The following is a 21,570-nucleotide window of genomic DNA, read 5'->3' on the forward strand; positions in this document are numbered from 1 at the left end:
AGTCCACATCACTCGTTAACGACCCCCCTCAGAGGAAGCCGTTAACGTATAAGGGTTAGTTCTACCTTGTAGATGAATACTATTTGTAGAGGATTGCGGTTCCGTATATCTGATCCCCAAAGGTTTTCTCAGAAATTATTTTATAACTTGTCGCACCTTTATGAGTGGCTTCTTTGCTAATGAAAGCCTCTACATCATTAGAGGAATCTCCCCAGACAGAGATAGTACCTATCTGTTGCTGATGAGTCGTTCCAGGTGCTAATTCTTTGGCTGGCGTAACTGTGGCTGCAGCCATGGTCACTATCGGAAGTGCCATAAGAGCCGCTACTACAGAGAAACACAGTAGTCTTTTCATCATTGCATCCTCGTAAGCCACAAGCTGCTGAGAGCTCGGAATCAATCGGCACTTTAAAGTGTAGTTGCTAAGAGAAGGTAGTGAAGAAACTATGGATTTGTGCTCACTCAATTTGCTGAAATATTTAGAGTTTGGTGACGAGATCATAGAAAACATGTGATCCAGTTTCTGGGTTAAACAAGAACGGGAGTTGATTGGTTCCTATTTTTATTATTAGCCTTCGAATGGTTATCAAAACCACCCGGTAAGGGGTAATAAGAACGAAGTCAGTCCAGGTGGACAGTCAAATACACGCAGGCGATTCACTCAGACTGCATCTGAAACACTCAAATATCGGGTATGTCTTTGGCGTGACTTTTATAATATTTAATTTTTTATAATTATTAAATTTTTTGTGGCTATTGAGTGATTAAATAAAAAGATTAGCGTCGCTAATTTGCCAATATTAGTTCAAAAAAGGGTTCTGCAGTTTGTTATTATCGCGCGAAAAGTAACTATCCAGGGTAGTGCAAATGAGCGATATTGATTTTGTTGTTTTGTGGGTTGATTCCTGTGATCCATCCTGGCAAAAAAATTTTCTTAAATTTAAAGGGAAGGGTAAACATCAAGAGAGCGCTATCAATCCCTCTCGATTCAGAGATATGGGGATTTTCAACTATTGGTTCAGATGTGTGGAAAAATATGCACCATGGGTAAGAAAAGTACATTTGGTTACTTGTGGACAAATTCCGTCATGGATTAATACAAAGCATGAAAAGCTAAACATTGTTTTTCATCATGATTTTATTCCGAATGAATATTTGCCAACATTCAATTCTAATACTATAGAATTAAATATCCATAGAATAAAAGGATTAAGTGATAAGTTTGTATTATTTAATGATGATACGTTTATTACATCACCGTTGGCAGAAAATTTTTACTTTGAAAACGATTATCCTAATGATTTCTTGATTATAAAAAAATACCCACCGAAAAATAAAGGTGAGATCATAATGAGTTCATCCGATTTTCTCAATGTGAGTGTTATAAATAGTCATTTCGATAAAAAAATAAAAATGCGTGAGCATAAAAATAAATACTATAGCCCGAATTATGGGCGATTTATGATGAAGAATTTTCTTAACAGAAAAGAAAGGCTTTTCGAAGGGTTTTATAGCAAGCATGTCCCACAACCATTTTTAAAAAGTACTTTCGATGAAATATGGCAGCATGAAGAAGAATTATTAAATGAATCATCAGGTGAAAAATTCAGAGCTCCGTTACGGTTAACGCAATATTTATTCAGATATTGGCAATTGGCCAATGGTAAATTTAACCCTACGCATCCAAAGGATAGAGGGATATGCTTTACGTTGTCTACCGAAAATATAAATGCTGCCATCAAGACATTGTCAGATGGTACAACACAAGTATGTTTGAATGATACATTAGGGATGAATGATTTCGAAGGGATAACGAATGCACTAAAACACGCCTTTGAAATAAAATTAAATCATAAATCAAGTTTCGAGATTTAGTTTTGCTAGCTGGCTGAGACATCACATGGATACAACTCTTTTGCGTGGTTGCAATTCTGTCAAAAGAGGTATGCAGACTGGCGATTAATCTGCGACCGTTTGGTATGTAGTAATCCAGTGCGAATGAGTTATTACATTGATAAGCATGCTCAGACGAGAGTGTATCGTGCGCCGACGTCCAGGCTTTGCTGATAAAACAAGCGCTACGACGGGTGATAGCAAGATGAGTTGGTATAACGAATACCCTAGGGTGAACAGGTAAAAATCACCGAGTGATACACTGCACATGATGCGCACTCTCAGGAAATCAACCTTTTGGTTCGAGTGCTAATTTTAACATTGGTGTACCAGGGCGGATTTTCAGAATAAGTAGTAGAAAATGACGGTTAAAAGACAGATTATTGACGGGGTGATATTGGATGGCATTTAACCCTGCCATACGCGAGATGTCGATATAACCAACGCTATGGCGCTTGAGCTGTTCACTAGTCCTCACATAAGAAATTGAGGTGTGTCCAGCCCTTGAGCATGACATCATCTAAGTCAGGCAACGTAGACAGCCACTGACATAAACGTAAACCCCCAGGATCAATTTATGAACAATGAAATACCGCTTAAATATTATGACATCGTGGATGAGTATTCGACGGAATGCGCAAAGCCGGTGAGCGAGTCAGAACGTGACGCCCTGGCACGCTATTTCCAGTTGCTGATTACACGTTTAATGAATAATGAAGAAATCAGTGAGGAGGCGCAGCAAGAGATGGCCAGCGAAGCGGGTATCGACGGGCAGCGTATTGATGAGATAGCCACGTTTCTGAACCAATGGGGTAACGAGTAGCCCTGTGGCGACCACCAACCCGGCGGCAATTGATAGTGAATATTCTGATACTGGCGGCACTGTTGTAGGTTGTTAACGCTTTTAACTTGAGGTTTGCTTTCGGGCAAGTAAAATTCACTGGGAAGATTAATTGCTCTAAAAAATGAGATGTACACATGAAAAATTTTGTTAAAGGCACATTGCTGGTTGTTTGTGCTCTATCAATGGTTCCAGTTTTTTCAGCCCAGGCAATGGATAAAACTTCAGGTGGCGCAGTCGCGGGTGCCGCAGTTGGCGCGTTGACAGGCAAAAGTGTTAGCTCCACCGTTAAAGGCGCCGTCGTCGGCGGCGGCGTTGGCGCCATGACTGAACACGGTAAAGAGGGGAAGTCTGCGCGTAAGGGCGGCGCTGTCGGTGCTGCTGTCGGCGCTGGGGCTGCTGCAATGACGGGTCGTAGCATGGTTCAGGGTGCCGCAGTGGGTGCCGGTGCTGGCGCTATGATTGGCAAAGCAACCAACTAATTCACCTTTTACCCTTTTGCGGTGATTCCCCCTGGTGACAGGGGCAAACCAGCAACAAGCATGTAGTCGTCCTGCAAGGCGCTACACTCCTCCTTAAAGTCCCGGTAGTCGCTGGGACTTTTACAATCTTCCTGTTTATACACTATCTCGCCAATATCCAGATATCGGCAGTCAAAATCCTGTTGACCAGAACATTGCCGTTACGGCATTTATGTGCGGTATTGACTCAAAAACGATGAGCCAGTGACAACGACACTTGCCGACTGCAGCGGAATAAAAGCTTGCAACGTCGGGAAGGGAAGCTGGTTGCAAAGTAAGCACAGAGTATGAGTGGGATTGTCGCAGACAGGTGATTCATCGCGAGAAGAGATATACTAACGCGATAAAAATGACGAATTTTCGCTTTAAGCCCGGGGTGTTGTTTGAAAACCTACTATTCCCTGAATACATCTCAGCTTCGAGTTGTTACTCATATGTGCGGTTTTTTGGTATGGCTTTACAGTTTTTCTATGTTGCCGCCGATGATAATCGCAATAGTTAACAAGGAAAGGAGCTTTTTTGTTTTTCTGGAAACGTTCATCGCATGTTTTATCCTCGGTGGTGCTGCGTGGATGGCAACAAAAAGAACAGGTATTCAACTGCGCACGCGCGATGGATTTATCATTATCGTGTTATTTTGGCTCTTGTTTTCGACGATCAGCGCGTTTCCTTTATGGCTGGATGACGTGCTTCATTTAACCTTCGCCGATGCGTTATTCGAAGGTGTTTCTGGCATCACAACCACCGGCGCGACCGTGATCGGTGATGTTAATGCGTTACCACGATCCTACCTTTACTATCGCGCTCAACTTAATTTCATTGGTGGATTAGGGGTTATCGTGCTGGCAGTCGCCGTACTGCCGCTGTTGGGGATTGGTGGTTCAAAACTGTATCAATCAGAAATGCCCGGCCCATTTAAAGAAGAGAAACTGACACCGCGGCTTGCTGATACCTCTCGCACGCTTTGGCTAACCTATCTGTTGCTAGGGGTCGTATGTAGTCTCGCGTACGTCATTGCAGGAATGCCGGTTTTTGATGCCATTTGTCACGGGTTGTCGACGGTATCGTTGGGGGGATTCTCAACGCATACGGAGAGCATAGGGTTCTATGACAGCCACGCTATTGAATTTGTTGCGGGGTTGTTCTCTCTATTATCAGCGTTCAACTTTACGCTGTGGTACGTGGTCATTCTCAGGCGTACCCTCAAACCTCTGCTTCGCAACGCAGAGTTGCATTTCTTTCTGTTGACCGCGTTAATTGTCATCCTGATTACGGCATGGCAGGTTTGGCATGCAGGAATGTACAACATCCCGGAAAGCCTTGTGCATTCGTTCTTTCTGGCAAGTTCAATGATGACGGATAATGGTCTGGCGCCTTTGGATTATGCGGACTGGCCGACGCATACAATCATCTTTTTGCTGTTAGTGAGCTTTTTTGGCGGTTGTGTTGGTTCGACGTGCGGTGGTATTAAGGCGCTCAGATTTCTTATCCTCTTCAAGCAAAGCCGACATGAATTACATCAGTTAGCCCATCCAAGAGCCTTGATAAGTATTAAGATTGGCGGAAGTGTCGTCACTGACCGTGTGATGCGCTCGGTCTGGAGTTTCTTTTTCCTCTATATTCTCTTTACCGTTTTTTTCATCTGGCTGCTTAATATGATGGGTTATGATTTATTAACCTCATTTGCAACCGTTGCGGCCTGTATTAACAATATGGGACTGGGATTTGGTGAAACCGTTTCTACATTCGGCACACTGAACGAGGGAGCAAAGTACCTGATGTGCGTCGCGATGATACTGGGACGCCTTGAAATATATCCTGTGCTCATTCTCTTCTCTCGTTTCTTCTGGCGGGTGTAGGTTGGGGTGATTTTGCAGGAGGCGGGACAATATTCAATTTTGATATTGGGACAGGTTACCGTAAAAATCTCAGAAGGCAGTCTAATCCTGCTCGCAGATTGTAACGAAGTACAGGAGTTGCGAAAAGAACTTTATTAGGTTAAACAGGCTGTTAAGGGAATTCGTGACGGGATGTTTAATGTGCTGAATGAATGTTAAATAATAAAATAGTCGGGAAGAATGTGGGGATCTTTCCGACTATTTTTACGACTAGAATATTAAGTGGAATGTTTTTTAGATAAGCCGAAATCTATATAGCCTTCAGAACTAATTACAAGACACCATCTTTTCATTTCATCAAAAAAATAATGATGTTGCGGTATGTTCTCTATTGCCAATACTATAAAACCTTCAAGCTGTTTCGGCGTTAAATGCACAGCAAAATCCAATGATGAATCATTTATATAAAATATATTAGTGCTGCTATTTATTTCACTAAGAATCGATTTGCTGCCAATAAATTTCCTTATCAAAGGCAGCCATTCAGAATAACTCCCTGACAGTTTTTCACTCTCATGTTTACTTGTCTTTGACCAATCTATTTTAGAACCCTTCCATTCAAAATAGTCAGATAGTTCATCAGCAAGATCCTCCCAATTCTCTACTATTTGAGGAGGGTTAGTGATATTTAATATCAATTCCTTTATTTCATTATCAAGAGTCATGAGCCTCTCCATGGTTTTGATGGGAGATCAAATAGTTTCTGAAGCTTAGTTACTGTGGGTTCTGATACATCAAACAAGAAGTGCTCTCCCTTATCTTTCCCGCTAAACACATTAATATGAGCACCACTTCTCTCATCAAATTCAATTCTAAATCCGGTTTTCCCATCAAGAGTGGTCATACCAACAGGTTGTCCCTTTGTAGAACCAAATTTGCCTGTATTAACTCTTTCTGCCACAAATCCACGTTCTTCAAGCCATTTTAGTGCTCTATTTCTAGCTTGCTCGTATGAATTTATCGTGCCTGTGCTACAGGGGGTGAGGCCAAGCGGATCAATATAAGATAACGGATTCGGCGCATACTGGTAAAGATTCCACCCGCCGTTTAACCCTATCGGATCCTGAACAATAAACCGTCCGACCTGCGGGTCGTAGTAGCGGAACAGATTATAGTGAAGTCCGGTTTCGCTGTCAGCATACTGCCCGGCGTAGCGCAGGGGCTGATGGGAGAGGGCGGTGTGCTGCAACGCGCCGGTGAAGCCTGCCGTCTGATGCCGTACTTCGCCAAAACTGCCGTAATGACCACTCCAGCGCACGTTTCCACGTACGTCGGTGACTTCCAGCGGTGCGCCGTTCAGGTCAGTGCTGAACCAGTAAATCTCCCCACGTCTGTCGTCGCGCAGATGGTCGATTCGGGCCAGCGGGCTCCAGACTTCGTTAGGGTCATAAAGGTATGTACTGCACTGTCCGCCTTCGTGCTGCTCCTGCAACAGGCGGTATCCCTGCCAGAGGAAGCGGGTTTCGGTGGTGCCGTGGGCGGTAGCGACCTGTTTTCGCGTGCGCCTGCCGAGGGCATCATACTGATAATGCGCCTGAAAACGTCCCTCCGGACCGGTTCCCTGCGCCGATATCAGGCGGTTCTCGGCATCCCAGGCATAGTGCTGTTCATACAGACCGCTGCGGCGGCGGACCAGGTTGCCCCAGGCGTCGTACTGCATAAACAGGTTTTGCCAGTGCTGCAGCCGGTTATCGGTGACCGGCGCGTCGTCGTCACTGGCGGCGAGGTTGTCTGCGGCGTCATAACGAAAATGCGCACTGCTGTGCCCCTGTCGGGCCTCGTAGTGTTTCAGCAGGCGACCTTCGGCATCGTAGCCGTAATTCACTTCGCCACGCAGGCTGTCGCTGACGCCAGAAAGCTCGCCACGGGCGGTATAGCGATAAAGACGCCCGAGTACCGCCTGTTCTGGCAGGGTGACATCGGCGTTTATTTCACTGCGCTGCCCGGTACGTCTGCCGAGGCTGTCATACCGGCGGAGCTGATTGCGTGCGCCCTGAGTACGGTGCGTTTCGCGGTGCAGACGGTCACGGGTGAATTCGGTGACCAGTTGCTGGCCAAAACGGATGGCGCTGACGTGGCCGGAGCCATAGTGCAGCCAGGAAATCGGCTGCTCACCGGGCAATGTCAGGGACGTCAGATTATTCAGCGCATCCCACTCGTAGCCAACCTCTCCATTCACCCCGGATTCGCTTAACATGCGTCCGGCAGCATCACGGATCAGGGCAATTTCATCGTTTTCGATACCCAGCGCGACACCTTCGGCCGTGGGGGTGCGCAGGATACGGGTGAGTTGACCGCTCAGATCGCGGAAATAACGGTATTCCGCATGGCGGTGGCTGCGCCCGGTCATCAGACCGCTGTCGTCATAACTGAACTGCTGTAAACGCCGGGCGATGCCCCTGTCGGCGGCAGGTCTGCCGTTTTCCTGGAGGGCGCAGAGAAAACCCCGGGCATCCCATTCCATCTGGCGGGATGTATCATCCGGGCGCGTTTCACTGAGCGGACGACCCACGGCGTCATAGGTAAACCGGTATTCACCGCCGTTGCCATTCTCCAGCCTCAGCAGGTTGCCGCGCGGGTCGTAGCGCCAGCGACGGGTGCGACCGATACGATCGGTGAGGCTGATCGGCAGGCCAAGCACGTCGTACATCCAACTGACTTCGCTTTCCAGCGGGTCACGCCAGGCGGCGAGTTGCCCGCGTTCGTTCCACAGCAGCGATTCACGGCTGCCGTCCGGGTGAATCACTGCGCTGAGTAGCCCGGCGTCGTTCCATTCGCGACGCGTGATATTGCCTGCTGCATCCTCACTGGCAACCAGTTGCCCGAAGCGGTCATAGCTAAAACAGGTGACGCTGCCGGAGCAGTCGGTGCGTTGTGTCAGCAGTCCCTGGTTGTTCCACACCAGTAGCACCACGCCGCCAGCGGCATCCGTGATGCTGTCCGGCAGTATTTCGTCTTCAGCAGGGTAGTGATACGTGGTTTTGTTGCCGGAAACATCGTCTTCCGACAACAGGCGACCCTTCAGGTCATAAATGTTCTGTGATGACGTTCCATCCGGGTAAACCGTGCGGGTGATACGGTCCGTCAGGCGGTACCAGTAATATTCGGTACGACGGCCAGCCGGGTCCGTCTCCTGCGTCATCCGGCCATATTTGTCCCATAAACTACGACGGATGGCACCGCCGGGCAGGACAACATCGCAGAGCTCGCCGTCGCGGTAGATAAACGCCGTCGTGCGGCCGTCAAAATCCGTAAAACGCGCGACATTGTCATCGTCGTCAATCAGCCAGTGCGCCAGTGCGCCGTCATCACGGATGGCACGGCGGGTGCCGTTGTCAAAATCGTATTCGAACGTTAGCCGTTCGCCCCCGTTGTGCCGGAACGCGACCACGCGCGGCAGACCGTCAATTTCCTGCCAGCGGTATTCACTCAGCAGCCCGTTCGCATCCTCGTGGGCGCTCATCAGACCATCCCGCCAGTGGAAACGTCTGCGCACGCTACCGCCCCGGCCCGTTACTGAAACGAGCTGGCGCTGTTCATCATACGCATAGCTGACCAGACAGATTGTATCATCCAGCCAGACACTGGCGAGGCGCTCATTATCATAGCGGCAGACCACTCGCTGTCCGGCGCTGTCGGTCAGCGCATGCAGGGTGTGATTGTCGTTCCATTCAAACAGAATATCATTGCCGCAGGGGTCAGACAGTCGTTGTAACAGGGAAGGCGACGCTTCGCCCAGCGGGGCATAGTGCCAGCGCTCGCCGCTGATGTCATACACCGACCAACTGTTATCAGGGTGATGCTCCAGCCAGCATTTTTCGTCTGCGCAGTATGTCCGCAAGCCTTTCGGCACCCTCGGGAAGGAGACGTAATCCCCGGAAGGCGCGCGCCAGACCAGACCATCCTGATAGCGTTCCAGTCTGGTTTCCCAGAACAGGCTCCACCCCCGGCCAAGAACGCTGTCGCCAGGGTTACCGCTACGCCAGTAACGCTGCCAGCGTACGGGCAAGCGGGAAGGGAGGATGAAATCCAGCTCGTCATCGCCGCTAAGAAACTTCTGCCCGCTGACCATATCCACCGGACGGGCAACGATCCCTGCGGCCGCCACGCCGGTCATCAACGTGCCTGCACGACAGGCAATACGGCTAAGTTTGTTAATACCGGGAATTTTGTCAAGCAGCTTAGCCAGCGCCCCCACTTTACCCGCAGCGCCACCCCAGCCCCCGAACAATCCGGTAAACAGTAGGGTAAGATCTGAGGCTTTATATACCCATTCCGGGACTTCGGACTGGATAGGCAGCGTCTGTTTCGGGCTACCCCCAATGCGGACATTGTCCGAACCGGCCATGATCTTTGCGTCACAGGTGGTGCGATCCCCCAGACGGGACGCAGGCAGACCATTGATAGAGACCCGCGAGGAGCCTTCCGCCATTTGTTGAGAACCGTCGTCAGAGCATGCCACCATGCTGTTGGTGGCAAGTGCGGCGGGTTTACTGTTGATAAAAACGTCAGGCGAACCGGCGGTGATGACGCCTTTTTTCGTCATGCTGGATGCCCCGGCATCCGCAATGCTGTCTCTTGCGGCAGTTGCCAGTTCACTGGTGAGATAACCGACCGCAAGGCTGGCGCCGATGAGCAGCACGCCTACGCCAATACAGGATGCCCCAAGGCCAGCAATAAACATCGCACCCGCCGCGATCCCCCCCACGGCAGCGATCAGGCCGCCAACGACGGTTCCGGCAATCATCCCGGCCAGCGCGCCGGAGTGTCCAATATCATCACCCGCGCGAGCAGCTTCAAACATAACAATAATCCTTATCGTTAAGCGTGGAGGCGAAAACTCCCGAGCAATGAAAGAAACAGATCGCCGTCGCGGTCTGTCAGCGTTGTGGCGGAGGTCATGGTAAAGACCAGAATATGTGCATCATGCGTGTTAAACACCGCCTGCTGTTGCCAGATACGTTTCCCATCGCGCAGGTAACTGGCGTGCACATTTTCGCCCTGTAAAAGGTTATCGCCCAGCACGACAGCATGGCGTTCGCTCTGTTTCCAGCCTTTAAGATGTTTTTCCATCAGTACCAGTTGACGGTTGATGTAAGCCGAAAGATTTTCACCGGCGTTCAGCGTGTCGCGGGAAATATTGAACGCCGGGACGTCAGCGCCAGGCTGAGTGAAAATATTGACTGAGCGGTCCTGATAACCTTCAGGAAGCGTGACCTGTCCTTCATTAAACAGGCTGGATTGCGAATGTTCTGACATCAAGCGGGTCCTACCACATTTTGCAGAATTGTTAATACTGTCACAGGAGTGTGATACAGGCTACTACAACATATAGTAGCTTCCGCCAAAATCAGACACTTCTTAGTGATGTGCGTATCTCTATGTTTAATAAATATTTTATGAAATGCGTCGATACGAAAACTGATGAGAATAAGCGCTGCCGGTAGACTCACCGGTGTTTCCCTCATTCATTGGCTTAAGTGAACGGTGTTAACGCAATAGCGTGGGTTTTATGATGTTTTCTGGTCTTCATGAGATGCAATAAAACCTCACAAGGCAGCAAGAACTCTTTAAACGTTGAATGATGAGTTATCATTTAAATTGCTTATTTAATATAACGAATTCTTACTCACTCTCACAAAATGATAACCTGGGAACCAGGGGATTCACCATATTGATCGAAAGCGGGTTATGAAATCCGACCATCGCTAATTACACTCTACCCATCGCACAAATTAAAATCTGTAGAGACTATCGTTACCAAACCAAAATGGTTTACACCATGCTGATACTGAAAAGTTGCAAGAACGTTGTATTTAAGATTTTAGTAGTCCAAAAATAGACAAATTAATACTGAAACATGTAACGGCTATCAGATATAATCGTCTTAAAGTATATAATATTAAAAATAGCCATATTAAATTTTATTTTGTCATGTGGGTATAGTTTTATCTGAGTGGGGATTCTTTATAAAAATAATGTCATGGTAGGTTCTGGAATGTATCGTATTATGTTGTTCCTTTTCTTCATGGTTATAATACCCAGAACATTATTAGCCGCGAATCAATCTATTGAAAATCCACTTCCTTCTAAAGGAAAGAACGGTTCTACCGCAACAGCGGACCTGCCAGATTTAGGCAGTGATGCGGCACAGAAAGCAGAAAAAGAAAAGAACGGTGACTCTTTTACAGAGCAATCAGAAAGTTATGTGACGAATTCGGCCGCTCAGGGGTTTGAAAACCTGACGCCGGAGGCGCTGGAATCACAGGCTAAAAGTTATTTACAAAATAAAATTACCTCCTCAACACAATCCTATATCGAAGGGCTGATGTCGCCTTACGGCACTGTGCGCACTAATTTGTCTGTTGATCAGGAGGGTTCTCTGGAAGGCAGTTCTCTGGACTACTTCATTCCCTGGTTTGACGATCAGCAGACGGTCCTGTTCAGCCAGTTTTCTACCCAGCGTAAAGAAGATCGTACTATCAGTAATGCGGGATTAGGTATCCGCCATAATATTGGGCGCTGGATGCTCGGCGGCAATACTTTTTATGATTACGATTTTACCCGCAATCATCGTCGCCTGGGACTTGGCGTCGAATCCTGGACCGATTTCCTGCGATTCTCTGGCAACTATTATCATCCGCTCTCCGGCTGGAAAAATTCGCAGGATTTAGATTTTTATGAAGAGCGCCCGGCCCGTGGCTGGGATGTACGCATGGAGACATGGCTGCCGTTTTACCCACAGGTCGGCGGTAAGCTGGTCTATGAACACTATTACGGTGATGAGGTGGCGCTGTTTGGTGAAGATAACCTGGAGCGTAACCCGCAGGCCGTCACGCTCGGGCTGAATTATACCCCTGTACCGTTGCTCACGTTCAGTACGGATTATAAAGCCGGGACGGGCGATAACACGGATGTGAACGTGACAGCCACGCTAAATTATCAGTTTGGCACACCGCTTAAGGCACAGCTCGATCCGGAAAATGTCAAAATCCAGCATTCACTGGAAGGCAGTCGCCATGATTTTGTCGACCGCAATAACTTTATCGTTCTCGAATATCGCGAAAAAGATCCGCTGGACGTTTCGCTGTTTCTGAAAGCCGACACAACCAATGAACATCCGGAATGCGTGATCAGCGATACGCCGGAAGCGGGCGTGGGCCTGGAAAAATGTAAGTGGACGATCAATGCACTGGTGAGTCATCACTACAAAATAGCGACGGCCTCATGGCAGGCAAAGAATAATGCGAACCGTACGCTGGTCATGCCCGTAGTTAAAGCGAACACGCTGACGGAGGGTAATAACAACAGCTGGAATCTGGTATTGCCCACATGGGAAGACGCGGCAACGGATGCTGAACGTCTTGCGTTGAATACATGGAAAGTCAGGATCACGCTGGTGGATGAAGAAGGTAATCAGCAGAACTCAGGCATCGTGGAGTTGACGGTACAGCAGCACCGCAAAATTGAACTGGTTGTCGATAACCTCGCGGGTGCCGATCTCAGCCAGCATCAACACGAGGCCAGTGCGCAGGCGGACGGCGTCGACGGCGTCGTGATGGCACTGCTGCTGACAGATGCTTATGGCGATGATAGCGACAGCAAAGGTGACAAACTGGTGGATGACACCATGGTGCCTGAGCTGTACGACAGCAATGACAAAAAGGTCACGCTCTCGACCAAACCCTGCACGAACGTAACACCCTGTGTGTTTATCGCCAACCGCGATAAACAGGCCGGGACCCTCACGCTCTCCAGTACGCAGCCGGGCACTTTTCGCTGGAAGGCGAAAACGGATGCCTACGATGACAGTAATTATGTGGACATCACTTTCCTGGGCCAAAACATCAACGGTGTTAATGCCGCTATTTACCAGACTCATGTCGGTAACCCGGTGAATTTAATTGGAAATAAGAATGGGAACCTGCCGTTGAACAGCGCATACCGATTTATGTTATGGCGCGATAAAAACAGGGATGGGGTGTTCCAGATGTCGGAGCAGCTCAGCGCTGAGGAGATGGCGCAGTACGACTACAAATGGGAATTTACGGGTAAAAGCATCAGCGGGGATTCGGGGGCGCAGACCAATACCGAAAACCAGGATTTGGTGCTTCCGGTGACGAACCGTGAAGCGAAGCAAAAATTTGGCGCCAGCGAAAAAAGCGGCGTTCAGGGGTATGGGATACGTGTCACGTATCACAAAAAGTAAAGGACTATTGGCGTGATGGTTAACAAGGGCCAGTCGCTGATATTCGAAACAAGAGGAATATTAATGAAACAAGTCACAACACAGCGTCTGACCAAAATGGCTTTAGCGTTAACCATCGCCGGATATTGCTCCGTACCTGCCGCTCTGGCAGCGGATAAAGTAAGTAAAGTGGGCACTCTAAAAGAGGGTTCTGGCTGGTTGACGAGTGGCAACACGGGCAGCATTGTCGGTACGGCACCTAAAATTAAACTGCCGAGCGCGGCAGAGACCGATGACGGCCTGCACGTTAAAGTGGAAATTGATCGCTCGGGTCGTACGGGCGGTACAACGGCGACGACGGATGGCGAGAAGCAGCTTCATGTCGGCGATAAGTTAACCGTCTCCTGGGAGATTAACGATACCGAAGGCGATACGGATGCTACGGGGTTAACTAAAAAGAGCATCAAGTGGATGTGTTATAAAGATCAGAGCAAAAAGGATGGCCGGACCCTTCAGGGCAACGGCACGAATGGCTCAGACTCGTATACCATCGTCGCCGCAGACGAGAACTGCTATATCGGGTTGCAGATTACCCCGGCAACGGAGACCGGCGATCCCCGCACGGGCGTGCTGGTGGATATGGCCGATTTGTCCACCGCAGCTGGCGGCGGTAGCGACAGTGATGATATTCCGGAAGGGCCGGTAGTGGATGATGATCTGCAGGTGACGATTTATGACGCCGCCGATACCACGGTTAACCTGCTCAAGAACACCACCGTTCCACTGCATACCGGTCATACCTATAAGGTCAAACTGTGGCGTGATACCAACGGCAACGGCACCTACGATTCCGGTACGGATACCGATGTCACCAGCTACTATGACTATATGTGGGTGTTTACCGGTACGAGCGCAACGGCAAATACGTCCGGTGATTCCAGCGTACAGAACCAGGATCTGGTGCTCCCGGCAACCAATACTGCCGCAACCGGTGTTCTCTCCGGCGCGGGCGTGGATGGCGTTCAGGGCAATACGCTGGCCATCAAATACAAACGTAAATAGTATTTTATCTCTGATGCCATTCTCCACGGGGAATGGCATTTTTGCAGATGCATTTTTTGTTGAGTACACCACTGAACAAACAGAACGAAGCCAGTCAGGACTGATTTATGCGCGGATATCGAAAAATGAAGAAGATATTGAGTATCTTATTGCTGCTGGCGATGTCGTTCGGGATACCCGCATTTTCAGCCCAGGCAGCGCTTAAAGGCGGAACCTGGCAGACAACGCCCACCTCTACAGGTGAAATTAAGGGGACCAGCCCACAGGCCGACAGCGCGGCGATCGCGGTTTATCAGGGCAGTATACAGCTGGATCCCTCAAAAACGTACGCCGTACCGTTCAGCGCAACGCCCGGCGATTTCAGTGCTGATACTGCCGCCAGTCATCTTATCCTGACGAATCCCCGCGATACCGAAGGCGACCTGTTCGCCGCACCGCCAGCGCTACAGTGGGAGAACCAGCAGCCGCCCGGCGCGGACCTGGTCTGGGCCGATGCCGCCACCCCGGATACGCTGCTTGATCCACAGCCGGTGGACGACGAAAGCTTTTGTGCACAAAATCTGGCCGGGCGTCATCTGGTGACGTGGCCGCAGGTGGATTCAACCACGCCGCTACCGCTGCTGTATCTCTCCACGCTCACCGGCTCGCCCACCACCGGTACCGTGGCGCTGCAGGATAAGCGGGTGGCAATTGATATCGCACCGTCGCCGAATGCGCCGCTGACGGTCAGCGCCAGCCACTATGACGATACGCTGAAAGCCGCGAAGGTGAAGGCCGGTGAGAGTATCGTACTGACCATTACCACCCATGACTGCGCGGGAAATGTGCTGAATAACGTACCCTTTGTCATTACCCGCAGCGATGCGCTTGGCCGACGGGGCGATGTTAAAAACGACGCACCGGTGCATATCGGCAATACCGAACTGACCACCGTCGACACCGAATATTATGGTGTCACGGATGCTAACGGTACGGCGACCGTGACGGTGACTCAGGATGGCGGACCGGGGGTAAAAACCACGCTGAAGGTGAAGCCGTCACAAAGCAGCGTGGTGGAAGAGGATGTGGATGTGATATTCACCACGCTGACCAGCCCGAACAGCGATAAAGCCGTGATGTGGGGCCATATGGCGGAGAGTACCACGGTAGGCGATTTTACTTTTAGCCGCCCTAAACTGGCGGGGGAGGCCACTGGAACGAATGGCGCAGTGACCGACCATAACGAAGTCTGGGCGTTGTTTGACTGGAACAACGCTAACAGCCATTGCAATTCCCTGTTGCCGGATCTCCGACGGTTAGTCGCGCTGGACGTTGCCCAGGGCACGCAAACTGTTCAGGGCACGCTGGGCTGGCCGATACAGGGTAATGATTACTGGTCGGCTTCACCCGGTGAATCTGGGCGGCACTTCGCGGTGGATATGAATGGTCAGGAGAGCGCATCCCGCAATGACAGTGAGCACTACCTTGTCAGTTGCGTGGATCACGCTATGCCGGTGGTTACACCCAAAATAACGCTGACGCCTGATCATTACGACACCACGCTAACTGCGGCGAAAGCGATGACCGGGGAATCCATCACCATGACGGTCACGATCACCGACAGCGTGACCGGGGAGCCGCTTCCTCACACCTATTACTCCCTGACGCTGGGCGAGGTACATAACCGCGCCAATGAAACCAGTTCCGAGTGGGAAACGTCTCCCGTGGTGATCACAGGTGAGCAGATTCAGGCCAGCGACCCACACCTCTATGAGGGTGTTACCGATGCCAACGGCGCCGCAACCGTGGTTTTGACCCAGCCCCAGGGCGCTGGCGTGCGTACTACCATCACGGCCGAAATGCGCGAAGGGTATACCGCCACTGACAGTAAAGACGTGATTTTTACCGTCATTACCAGTCCGGACAGCGACAAAGCCCGCATGTGGGGCCATATGAAGGATGCGGCAACGGCAGACGGCAGTCTGTTCGTACGCCCGCTGCTGGCGGCTGAATCTGGCTATGAAACGGGTAATTATCGGGAAAACAACGAGGACTGGGCGACATTTGCTCAGCTCAGCAAGGCGGAAAGTCAGTGTGGTGACGGACAGGTACCGTTGGCAAGTTCACTGGAAAAACTGTATGCCGGGCACAGCGCAAACCAGATAGTTAAGGATCTGGGCTGGCCGACGGACGGCTACAGCTATCTGTCGGCAGACACGGATGGTACCACTTACCACAACGTCAGCCTGAAAAACGGCGACCAGGGCAGCTTTACCGGTAGCGCGCAGAACTATCTCTCCTGCGGCGCCACGGAGCTGGTGTCGCAGCTTCAGGTCATTACCAACGGGGACGCGAGCCTGCGGCTTGCAAAAGCGAAAGCGGGAGAACCCATCACGCTGACGGTGCAGACAACCAACGCGGTAAACGGTTTGCCTGCGCCGAACGTGGCGTTCACGGTGACGTCCGAAGCGTCGACTAACCGGCAGGGGAGTGCCACCGGGTTTACATCCGGCGGCGCGTTGATAGTGAACGGACAGTCGTTTGGCACCAACAGCGGCATGACTGGCTCTTACCTGGGGACAACGGATGCGCAGGGGCAGGCGCAACTGGTCATTGAGCAACCGAAAGGGCCTGGCGTAAAAACGCCGCTGATCATCAAACTGAATGACTCGCGGGTTGCCGATACGATTAACTATGAGGTGATTTTTACCGCCGTCACCAGCCCGGATACGGACAAAGCGCAGATGTGGGGGCACATGGATGACAGCGTGACGGTGGGTGATGATACATTTTATCGCCCCAAACTGGCGAGTGAGTTTACTGCCACCCCAGGTGGCTCAACGCGTGCACTGGATAACGAGGTGTGGGGACTGCTGACGAACGCTGGTGTACAGAGCAGCGCGGCGGGAGGATGTGAAACCGGCCACCTCCCCAGTACTAACCAGATGAAGGCGCTGTATAACGAGAACAAAGACAACAAACTGAATACTGAACACGGCTGGCAGACTACCTACAGCTACTGGACGTCGACGCTGTCTTCAGGAGGCCCCAGCGCCGGTTGGGATGTTATCAGTATGGCGTCCGGCTCCACGGGCTCCAGCGGCGCTGGCATATTCGTGGTCTCCTGCCTGAAAGACGCCAACCCGGTAGCGGCACAGATAACCCTGGAGACGGTGGATAAATCTCAGTGGTCAGAGACGCTGAACGCTGCCAGGGTGAAAAAAGACGATACGCTGCGATTAAAACTGACGACAAAGGACAGTGCGGGCAATCCGGTACCGGATACGTCGGTCGTAATCTCGCGCGGAGACGATTATTCTCGCCAGGAAGTCAAAGAGAGTGCCCCCGCATCCATGGTGATTAACGGGCAGGCATTAGCTAATACATCCTCTTTGCTGTATGCGTCAACCGGCGCTGACGGTAGTCTGATACTGGAGATCACGCGGGCAAACACCAAAGGCACAAAAGCGGCGCTTATTGCAAAGCTGTCTGATAACACCAGCGTCACCGCTGACATGGGTACGATTTTTACCGTTATCACCAGCCCGGACTCGGCGAAAGCGACTTACTGGGGGCATATGCCCGAAACGCTGACGGCAACGGAGGGTACCGTTTTTAAACGCCCGAAACTCTTTAATGAACTGGCTCAGACGAGCGGGTATAAATCTGCTTCGGAAAATTATGAGTCGTGGGCTGTCTTAACGTATCCGCAGGCGCAGGATAACGCTTCCTCTGGATGCGATGAGGCACATATCCCGACCAGAGATTCGCTCAATTCGCTCTACAGCGCCTATCCGGGCGGCAAAATGGAATCTGAACAAGGATGGCCCACCTACACCTACTACTGGAGTAATACGGCTGATAATTCTGTTACCGCCAGTCGCAATTATTATACCGTCAGCCTGTATTCGGACAGCAGTTCGGGGATGGCACAAAATCAAACAAAGTATCTGACTTGTCTTGATAAAGCGCGACCAAAGGGGAATGTCGCTCAAATTGAACTGACGTCTGCGCAATATGTACCCGAACTGCATGCCGCCAAAGTGAAAAAAGGTGAGAAAATTACGTGGCAGATAAAATTCAAAGACGCGCAGGGGAATGCATTACCAGATGTCGCTTTTTCTATTCTCGGTGCCCAGGGTACAAAACGTAATGGCGAGCCGTACTCCGCTTACCTGTACGCCGGATATCCCGGAGGGTCTACGACATATTTATCAGGGAGTACCCGTTTCTACGGTGTCACGGACAGTAATGGGCAGGTGTTGGTGGAGGTTTCCGGCGGCGCAGGGTTTGAGGGATTACTCTCTGTTTCACCCGATGAAAACAGCGCATTAGCTGAAAGTATGCCCTCTATTTTTACGATAGTAACCAGTCCGGACAGTGATAAAGCCGCGATGTGGGGACATATGCCAGATACCATCACGGTAGATGATATCGTTTTTGAGCGGCCAAAACTGGCGGCGGAGGCCCCATCAGCAAGTGGTCACTCGACGATAAACAACGAATCCTGGGCAACCGTGAGGGATCATAACGTAGCCTTCAACAAACCAGAGGCCGGAGGATGTGCGACAAACCATTTACCGCAAATCGCTCAAATGAGTGCGTTATATGCTGCGCACAGCGGCAACAAGATCAGTACCGAATTCGGTTGGCCGGTCACCTCAAGTTATAATTACTGGACCTCCACGTATTATTATCCAGACAGACTTTCGGCCTGGTATTCAATCGAATTAAAAAGCGGATATACGTATTCTGCGAGTGGATCATCGTGGATGATGATTACGTGCCTGAAAGACGCCAACCCAGCGCCATCGAAGATCGTTATCAAACCCGTCGATAGCGCGCAATGGGATGCCTCACTGAATGTTGCGAAGGCAAAAAGCGGTGAGACGCTTCATCTCAACGTGACCGTCGAAGATGCCAGCGGTAAGCCAATACCCGCAACAATGCTGACCATTTCCCGCGGCAATGATTATAACCGTCAGGCAGTCCAGGAATCGGCACAAGCGATGACGGTTAACGGCTCCACATTGCCTTCACCAGGATCAACAAGCAATTTGTCTACTGATGACGCCGGTAACCTGCTTCTGGACGTGACGCGTCCATCCACCGTCAAAGGTACAAAAGCACCGATTAATATCGCGATCACTGACATTCCCGACGTAACGTCCAGTCTGGACACTGTTTTTACCGTGCTGACGAGCCCTGACTCTAGTAAAGCCCAGTACTGGGGTCATATGCCAGAGACAGTAACCAGCAGTGATGGCGTTGTTTTTCGTCGACCAATGCTTCAGGCAGAGATCGGTGTGGGTTCCTACAGTTCGGCTAATAACGAAAAATGGTCTGCGATAACTTACCCACAGGCTTCTTCGGTGAATATCGAGGGATGTTCCGTCGATAAAATACCGCTGCTCAGTGAGTGGCAAACACTCTACGGTGATCATCCAGGTGGTGCGGTGGCAACGCTTTATGGATGGCCGACCAATTATGTCTATTGGGGTGCCGATCTGACGGCAGACAATAAGGCGCAATCTATCAATCTGGCTTCAGGAAGCACGCAAGCGACAATGTCAACGTCTACGATAGATTATGCCCTGCTGGTCTGCCTGGCGCAGTCACACACCAGGTCCGGGTCTGCCAGCACTGCGCTGAATTCTCCCGGATACCCATTGGGGACTGCGTATATCAGGTGATAAATTGAGATAGTGTAAAAAGAAAAATCCACGCAATTGCGTGGATTTTATCGGCTTTGCTGGTTGCCATGAGATTCAATAAAACCTCATGAGACAACAAAAATGATTTAGACGTTGTGTAAATAGACCCGCTTTAGTTCCACGCACTTTTTGAGATCCCGGCCAAGTTGACCCTGACCCAAAATCAGTGCAGTGCTAAAGCGAAAGGAGATCAGGTAAAAATATACGGCAGATTCCAGTTAATGGTGGGTGTTTACCTCGGCGCTATTGTCTGAAGCATGACTCTCTACGTGATTTTGTAAGCTGATTTTTTAATCAAAAGTAAGGATGCCAAAACGTGATGTAATCTGACAGGTATCACTATAAATAGCTGGTATCTGTCAGTTCTGATTAGATTTAATAAAATTGAATAAGTCACATTCTGATATAGCACAGTTGTAACGGGTTGAATGCGTACTTTACTCGAGAGATTTTAATTAAGGTTTCTGTGTGACTGCCTGTTAATAACATGCTCATTTCGACAGCAGAAACAGGCAGTTTATGGATGAAAAAACTAAAAACACTGGCAACTGATCTGACTAAAGGTCTTAAAATAGAAACAAAATAATTATTTTCATGAGCCATTGTTCTTTGATAAAAAAATCTTGCCGTCATTTTCAATACTAAATCCCTTATTGCTTCTGGTAATATAAACTTCACCATGTGACCCATTATTCATATCTAAATCCTCTGATATTGAAGGAAACGATTTTTTTACATCAATAGTATCTAGCCAACTTGGGGTGTTTACTACATCCGCATTAAATTTTACCCGAAATCGACCACTTGTTATGGCTTCTTTGTCATTATATATAGTCACATCTTTAACTTTCATTTTCCCGATGCAAACTAAAATGGCGTTGTATCTTTTTTTATCGACAGAGATATATTCTTCGCCTTTTTTGGTTATTTTAAACTGGAGTCCAGGGATGTTTGTCGTTGTCTCTGTATAATTTTCATTTTTATAATTTACGGGGTCTGTAAAGTACCCATTAAGATTTAACCCTCCAGAAATAACCTTGTCGTTAGTTTTTTCAAAAAGGCCTATGTTAGCTAATACATTAATTTGCTTTAGGGCTTTATTGTGTATTCCGTTAGTTTCTATACTAATGGTATCCCTTTTTTCATCTGTTCTCATTTCGTTAAAATAATTATCGTAATATCTTCTCTGTGTATTAAATTCAATATCCTTGATTCCATGGGAAAGGTTTGAGTAAACACAATCTGAAGATATTTTCTCATTTATCAATGAGCTAGCAACATCAGAGCTTAATATCTTATCATCCTTATTGTTATCACAAGCGCATACTAAAAATAAAGATAATAGAGCAATTTTCCTGATCATAATAAACCACCATATTAAACGTATGGAAATATTAACGTATAATACATCTTTTGGGGGGAGGATAGAAAGTCTGAAAATACACAATTAGAAGGCACTTGTAGAGTAAACTGA

General features: G+C 49.3%; 12 protein-coding genes and 1 pseudogene. 8 read left to right on the forward strand and 5 right to left on the reverse strand.

Annotated features, from left to right (window positions below):
* Positions 1 to 79: 79 nt before the first annotated feature.
* Positions 80 to 358 carry a DUF1471 domain-containing protein gene (locus JM656_RS09750; RefSeq protein ID WP_203360970.1) on the reverse strand — a complete coding sequence of 93 codons (279 nt, stop codon included), beginning with the start codon at positions 356 to 358 and terminating at the stop codon, positions 80 to 82.
* 509 nt (positions 359 to 867) lie between these two features.
* Here JM656_RS09750 and JM656_RS09755 point away from each other — a divergent pair.
* The 5 genes and pseudogenes from JM656_RS09755 to JM656_RS22510 all read left to right on the forward strand — a co-directional run.
* Positions 868 to 1,875, forward strand: coding sequence for a capsular biosynthesis protein (locus tag JM656_RS09755; RefSeq protein WP_203360971.1), 1,008 nt, complete (start codon positions 868 to 870; stop codon positions 1,873 to 1,875).
* Between the two features lie 595 nt (positions 1,876 to 2,470).
* Positions 2,471 to 2,716 carry a YmjA family protein gene (locus JM656_RS09760; RefSeq protein WP_203360972.1) on the forward strand — a complete coding sequence of 82 codons (246 nt, stop codon included), beginning with the start codon at positions 2,471 to 2,473 and terminating at the stop codon, positions 2,714 to 2,716.
* Positions 2,717 to 2,871: 155 nt separating this feature from the next.
* Complete coding sequence (locus JM656_RS09765; protein ID WP_203360973.1) at positions 2,872 to 3,216, forward strand: glycine zipper family protein; 345 nt, start codon at positions 2,872 to 2,874, stop codon at positions 3,214 to 3,216.
* Between the two features lie 440 nt (positions 3,217 to 3,656).
* Positions 3,657 to 5,114, forward strand: coding sequence for a TrkH family potassium uptake protein (locus JM656_RS09770; RefSeq protein WP_203361266.1), 1,458 nt, complete (start codon positions 3,657 to 3,659; stop codon positions 5,112 to 5,114).
* Between the two features lie 38 nt (positions 5,115 to 5,152).
* A pseudogene (locus JM656_RS22510) lies at positions 5,153 to 5,252 on the forward strand (toxin SymE, type I toxin-antitoxin system family protein); the annotation flags it as partial.
* Positions 5,253 to 5,371: 119 nt separating this feature from the next.
* On the opposite strand, the gene JM656_RS09775 reads toward JM656_RS22510, so the two are convergent.
* The 3 genes from JM656_RS09775 to JM656_RS09785 are packed head-to-tail and all read right to left on the reverse strand — an operon-like array spanning position 5,372 to position 10,412.
* Positions 5,372 to 5,818, reverse strand: coding sequence for a type IV secretion protein Rhs (locus JM656_RS09775; protein WP_203360974.1), 447 nt, complete (start codon positions 5,816 to 5,818; stop codon positions 5,372 to 5,374).
* Positions 5,815 to 9,957 carry an RHS repeat-associated core domain-containing protein gene (locus JM656_RS09780; protein WP_238929219.1) on the reverse strand — a complete coding sequence of 1,381 codons (4,143 nt, stop codon included), beginning with the start codon at positions 9,955 to 9,957 and terminating at the stop codon, positions 5,815 to 5,817. Before JM656_RS09780 ends, JM656_RS09775 begins: the two co-directional genes overlap by 4 nt.
* 17 nt (positions 9,958 to 9,974) lie before the next feature.
* Positions 9,975 to 10,412 carry a DcrB-related protein gene (locus tag JM656_RS09785; RefSeq protein WP_203360975.1) on the reverse strand — a complete coding sequence of 146 codons (438 nt, stop codon included), beginning with the start codon at positions 10,410 to 10,412 and terminating at the stop codon, positions 9,975 to 9,977.
* Positions 10,413 to 11,151: 739 nt separating this feature from the next.
* On the opposite strand from JM656_RS09785, the gene sinH reads away from it, so the two are divergent.
* The 3 genes from sinH to JM656_RS09800 all read left to right on the forward strand — a co-directional run bounded on the left by sinH (position 11,152) and on the right by JM656_RS09800 (position 20,075).
* The gene (gene sinH, locus JM656_RS09790; protein WP_203360976.1) at positions 11,152 to 13,362 is read left to right on the forward strand and encodes an intimin-like inverse autotransporter SinH; all 2,211 of its coding nucleotides are present in this window, start codon (positions 11,152 to 11,154) and stop codon (positions 13,360 to 13,362) included.
* A gap of 63 nt (positions 13,363 to 13,425) precedes the next feature.
* The gene (locus JM656_RS09795) at positions 13,426 to 14,403 is read left to right on the forward strand and encodes a SinI family autotransporter-associated protein (protein ID WP_203360977.1); all 978 of its coding nucleotides are present in this window, start codon (positions 13,426 to 13,428) and stop codon (positions 14,401 to 14,403) included.
* Positions 14,404 to 14,528: 125 nt separating this feature from the next.
* Positions 14,529 to 20,075 carry an adhesion domain-containing protein gene (locus tag JM656_RS09800; protein WP_203360978.1) on the forward strand — a complete coding sequence of 1,849 codons (5,547 nt, stop codon included), beginning with the start codon at positions 14,529 to 14,531 and terminating at the stop codon, positions 20,073 to 20,075.
* 613 nt (positions 20,076 to 20,688) lie between these two features.
* Here JM656_RS09800 and JM656_RS09805 read toward each other — a convergent pair.
* The gene (locus tag JM656_RS09805) at positions 20,689 to 21,459 is read right to left on the reverse strand and encodes a hypothetical protein (protein ID WP_203360979.1); all 771 of its coding nucleotides are present in this window, start codon (positions 21,457 to 21,459) and stop codon (positions 20,689 to 20,691) included.
* Between the last annotated feature and the right edge of the window lie 111 nt (positions 21,460 to 21,570).

Origin of the sequence: Citrobacter sp. R56, assembly GCF_016811995.1 — a bacterium.
GTDB classification, from domain to species: Bacteria; Pseudomonadota; Gammaproteobacteria; order Enterobacterales; family Enterobacteriaceae; genus Citrobacter_D; species Citrobacter_D enshiensis.

Excerpts from the sequence above, each read along its gene's own strand:
- JM656_RS09755 (WP_203360971.1), top strand. The coding sequence starts at position 868 with ATGAGCGATATTGATTTTGTTGTTTTGTGGGTTGATTCCTGTGATCCA.
- JM656_RS09795 (WP_203360977.1), top strand. The coding sequence starts at position 13,426 with ATGAAACAAGTCACAACACAGCGTCTGACCAAAATGGCTTTAGCGTTA.
- JM656_RS09765 (WP_203360973.1), top strand. The coding sequence starts at position 2,872 with ATGAAAAATTTTGTTAAAGGCACATTGCTGGTTGTTTGTGCTCTATCA.
- JM656_RS09780 (WP_238929219.1), bottom strand. The coding sequence starts at position 9,957 with ATGTTTGAAGCTGCTCGCGCGGGTGATGATATTGGACACTCCGGCGCG.
- JM656_RS09800 (WP_203360978.1), top strand. The coding sequence starts at position 14,529 with ATGAAGAAGATATTGAGTATCTTATTGCTGCTGGCGATGTCGTTCGGG.
- sinH (WP_203360976.1), top strand. The coding sequence starts at position 11,152 with ATGTATCGTATTATGTTGTTCCTTTTCTTCATGGTTATAATACCCAGA.
- JM656_RS09805 (WP_203360979.1), bottom strand. The coding sequence starts at position 21,459 with ATGATCAGGAAAATTGCTCTATTATCTTTATTTTTAGTATGCGCTTGT.
- JM656_RS09775 (WP_203360974.1), bottom strand. The coding sequence starts at position 5,818 with ATGACTCTTGATAATGAAATAAAGGAATTGATATTAAATATCACTAAC.
- JM656_RS09760 (WP_203360972.1), top strand. The coding sequence starts at position 2,471 with ATGAACAATGAAATACCGCTTAAATATTATGACATCGTGGATGAGTAT.
- JM656_RS09750 (WP_203360970.1), bottom strand. The coding sequence starts at position 358 with ATGATGAAAAGACTACTGTGTTTCTCTGTAGTAGCGGCTCTTATGGCA.
- JM656_RS09785 (WP_203360975.1), bottom strand. The coding sequence starts at position 10,412 with ATGTCAGAACATTCGCAATCCAGCCTGTTTAATGAAGGACAGGTCACG.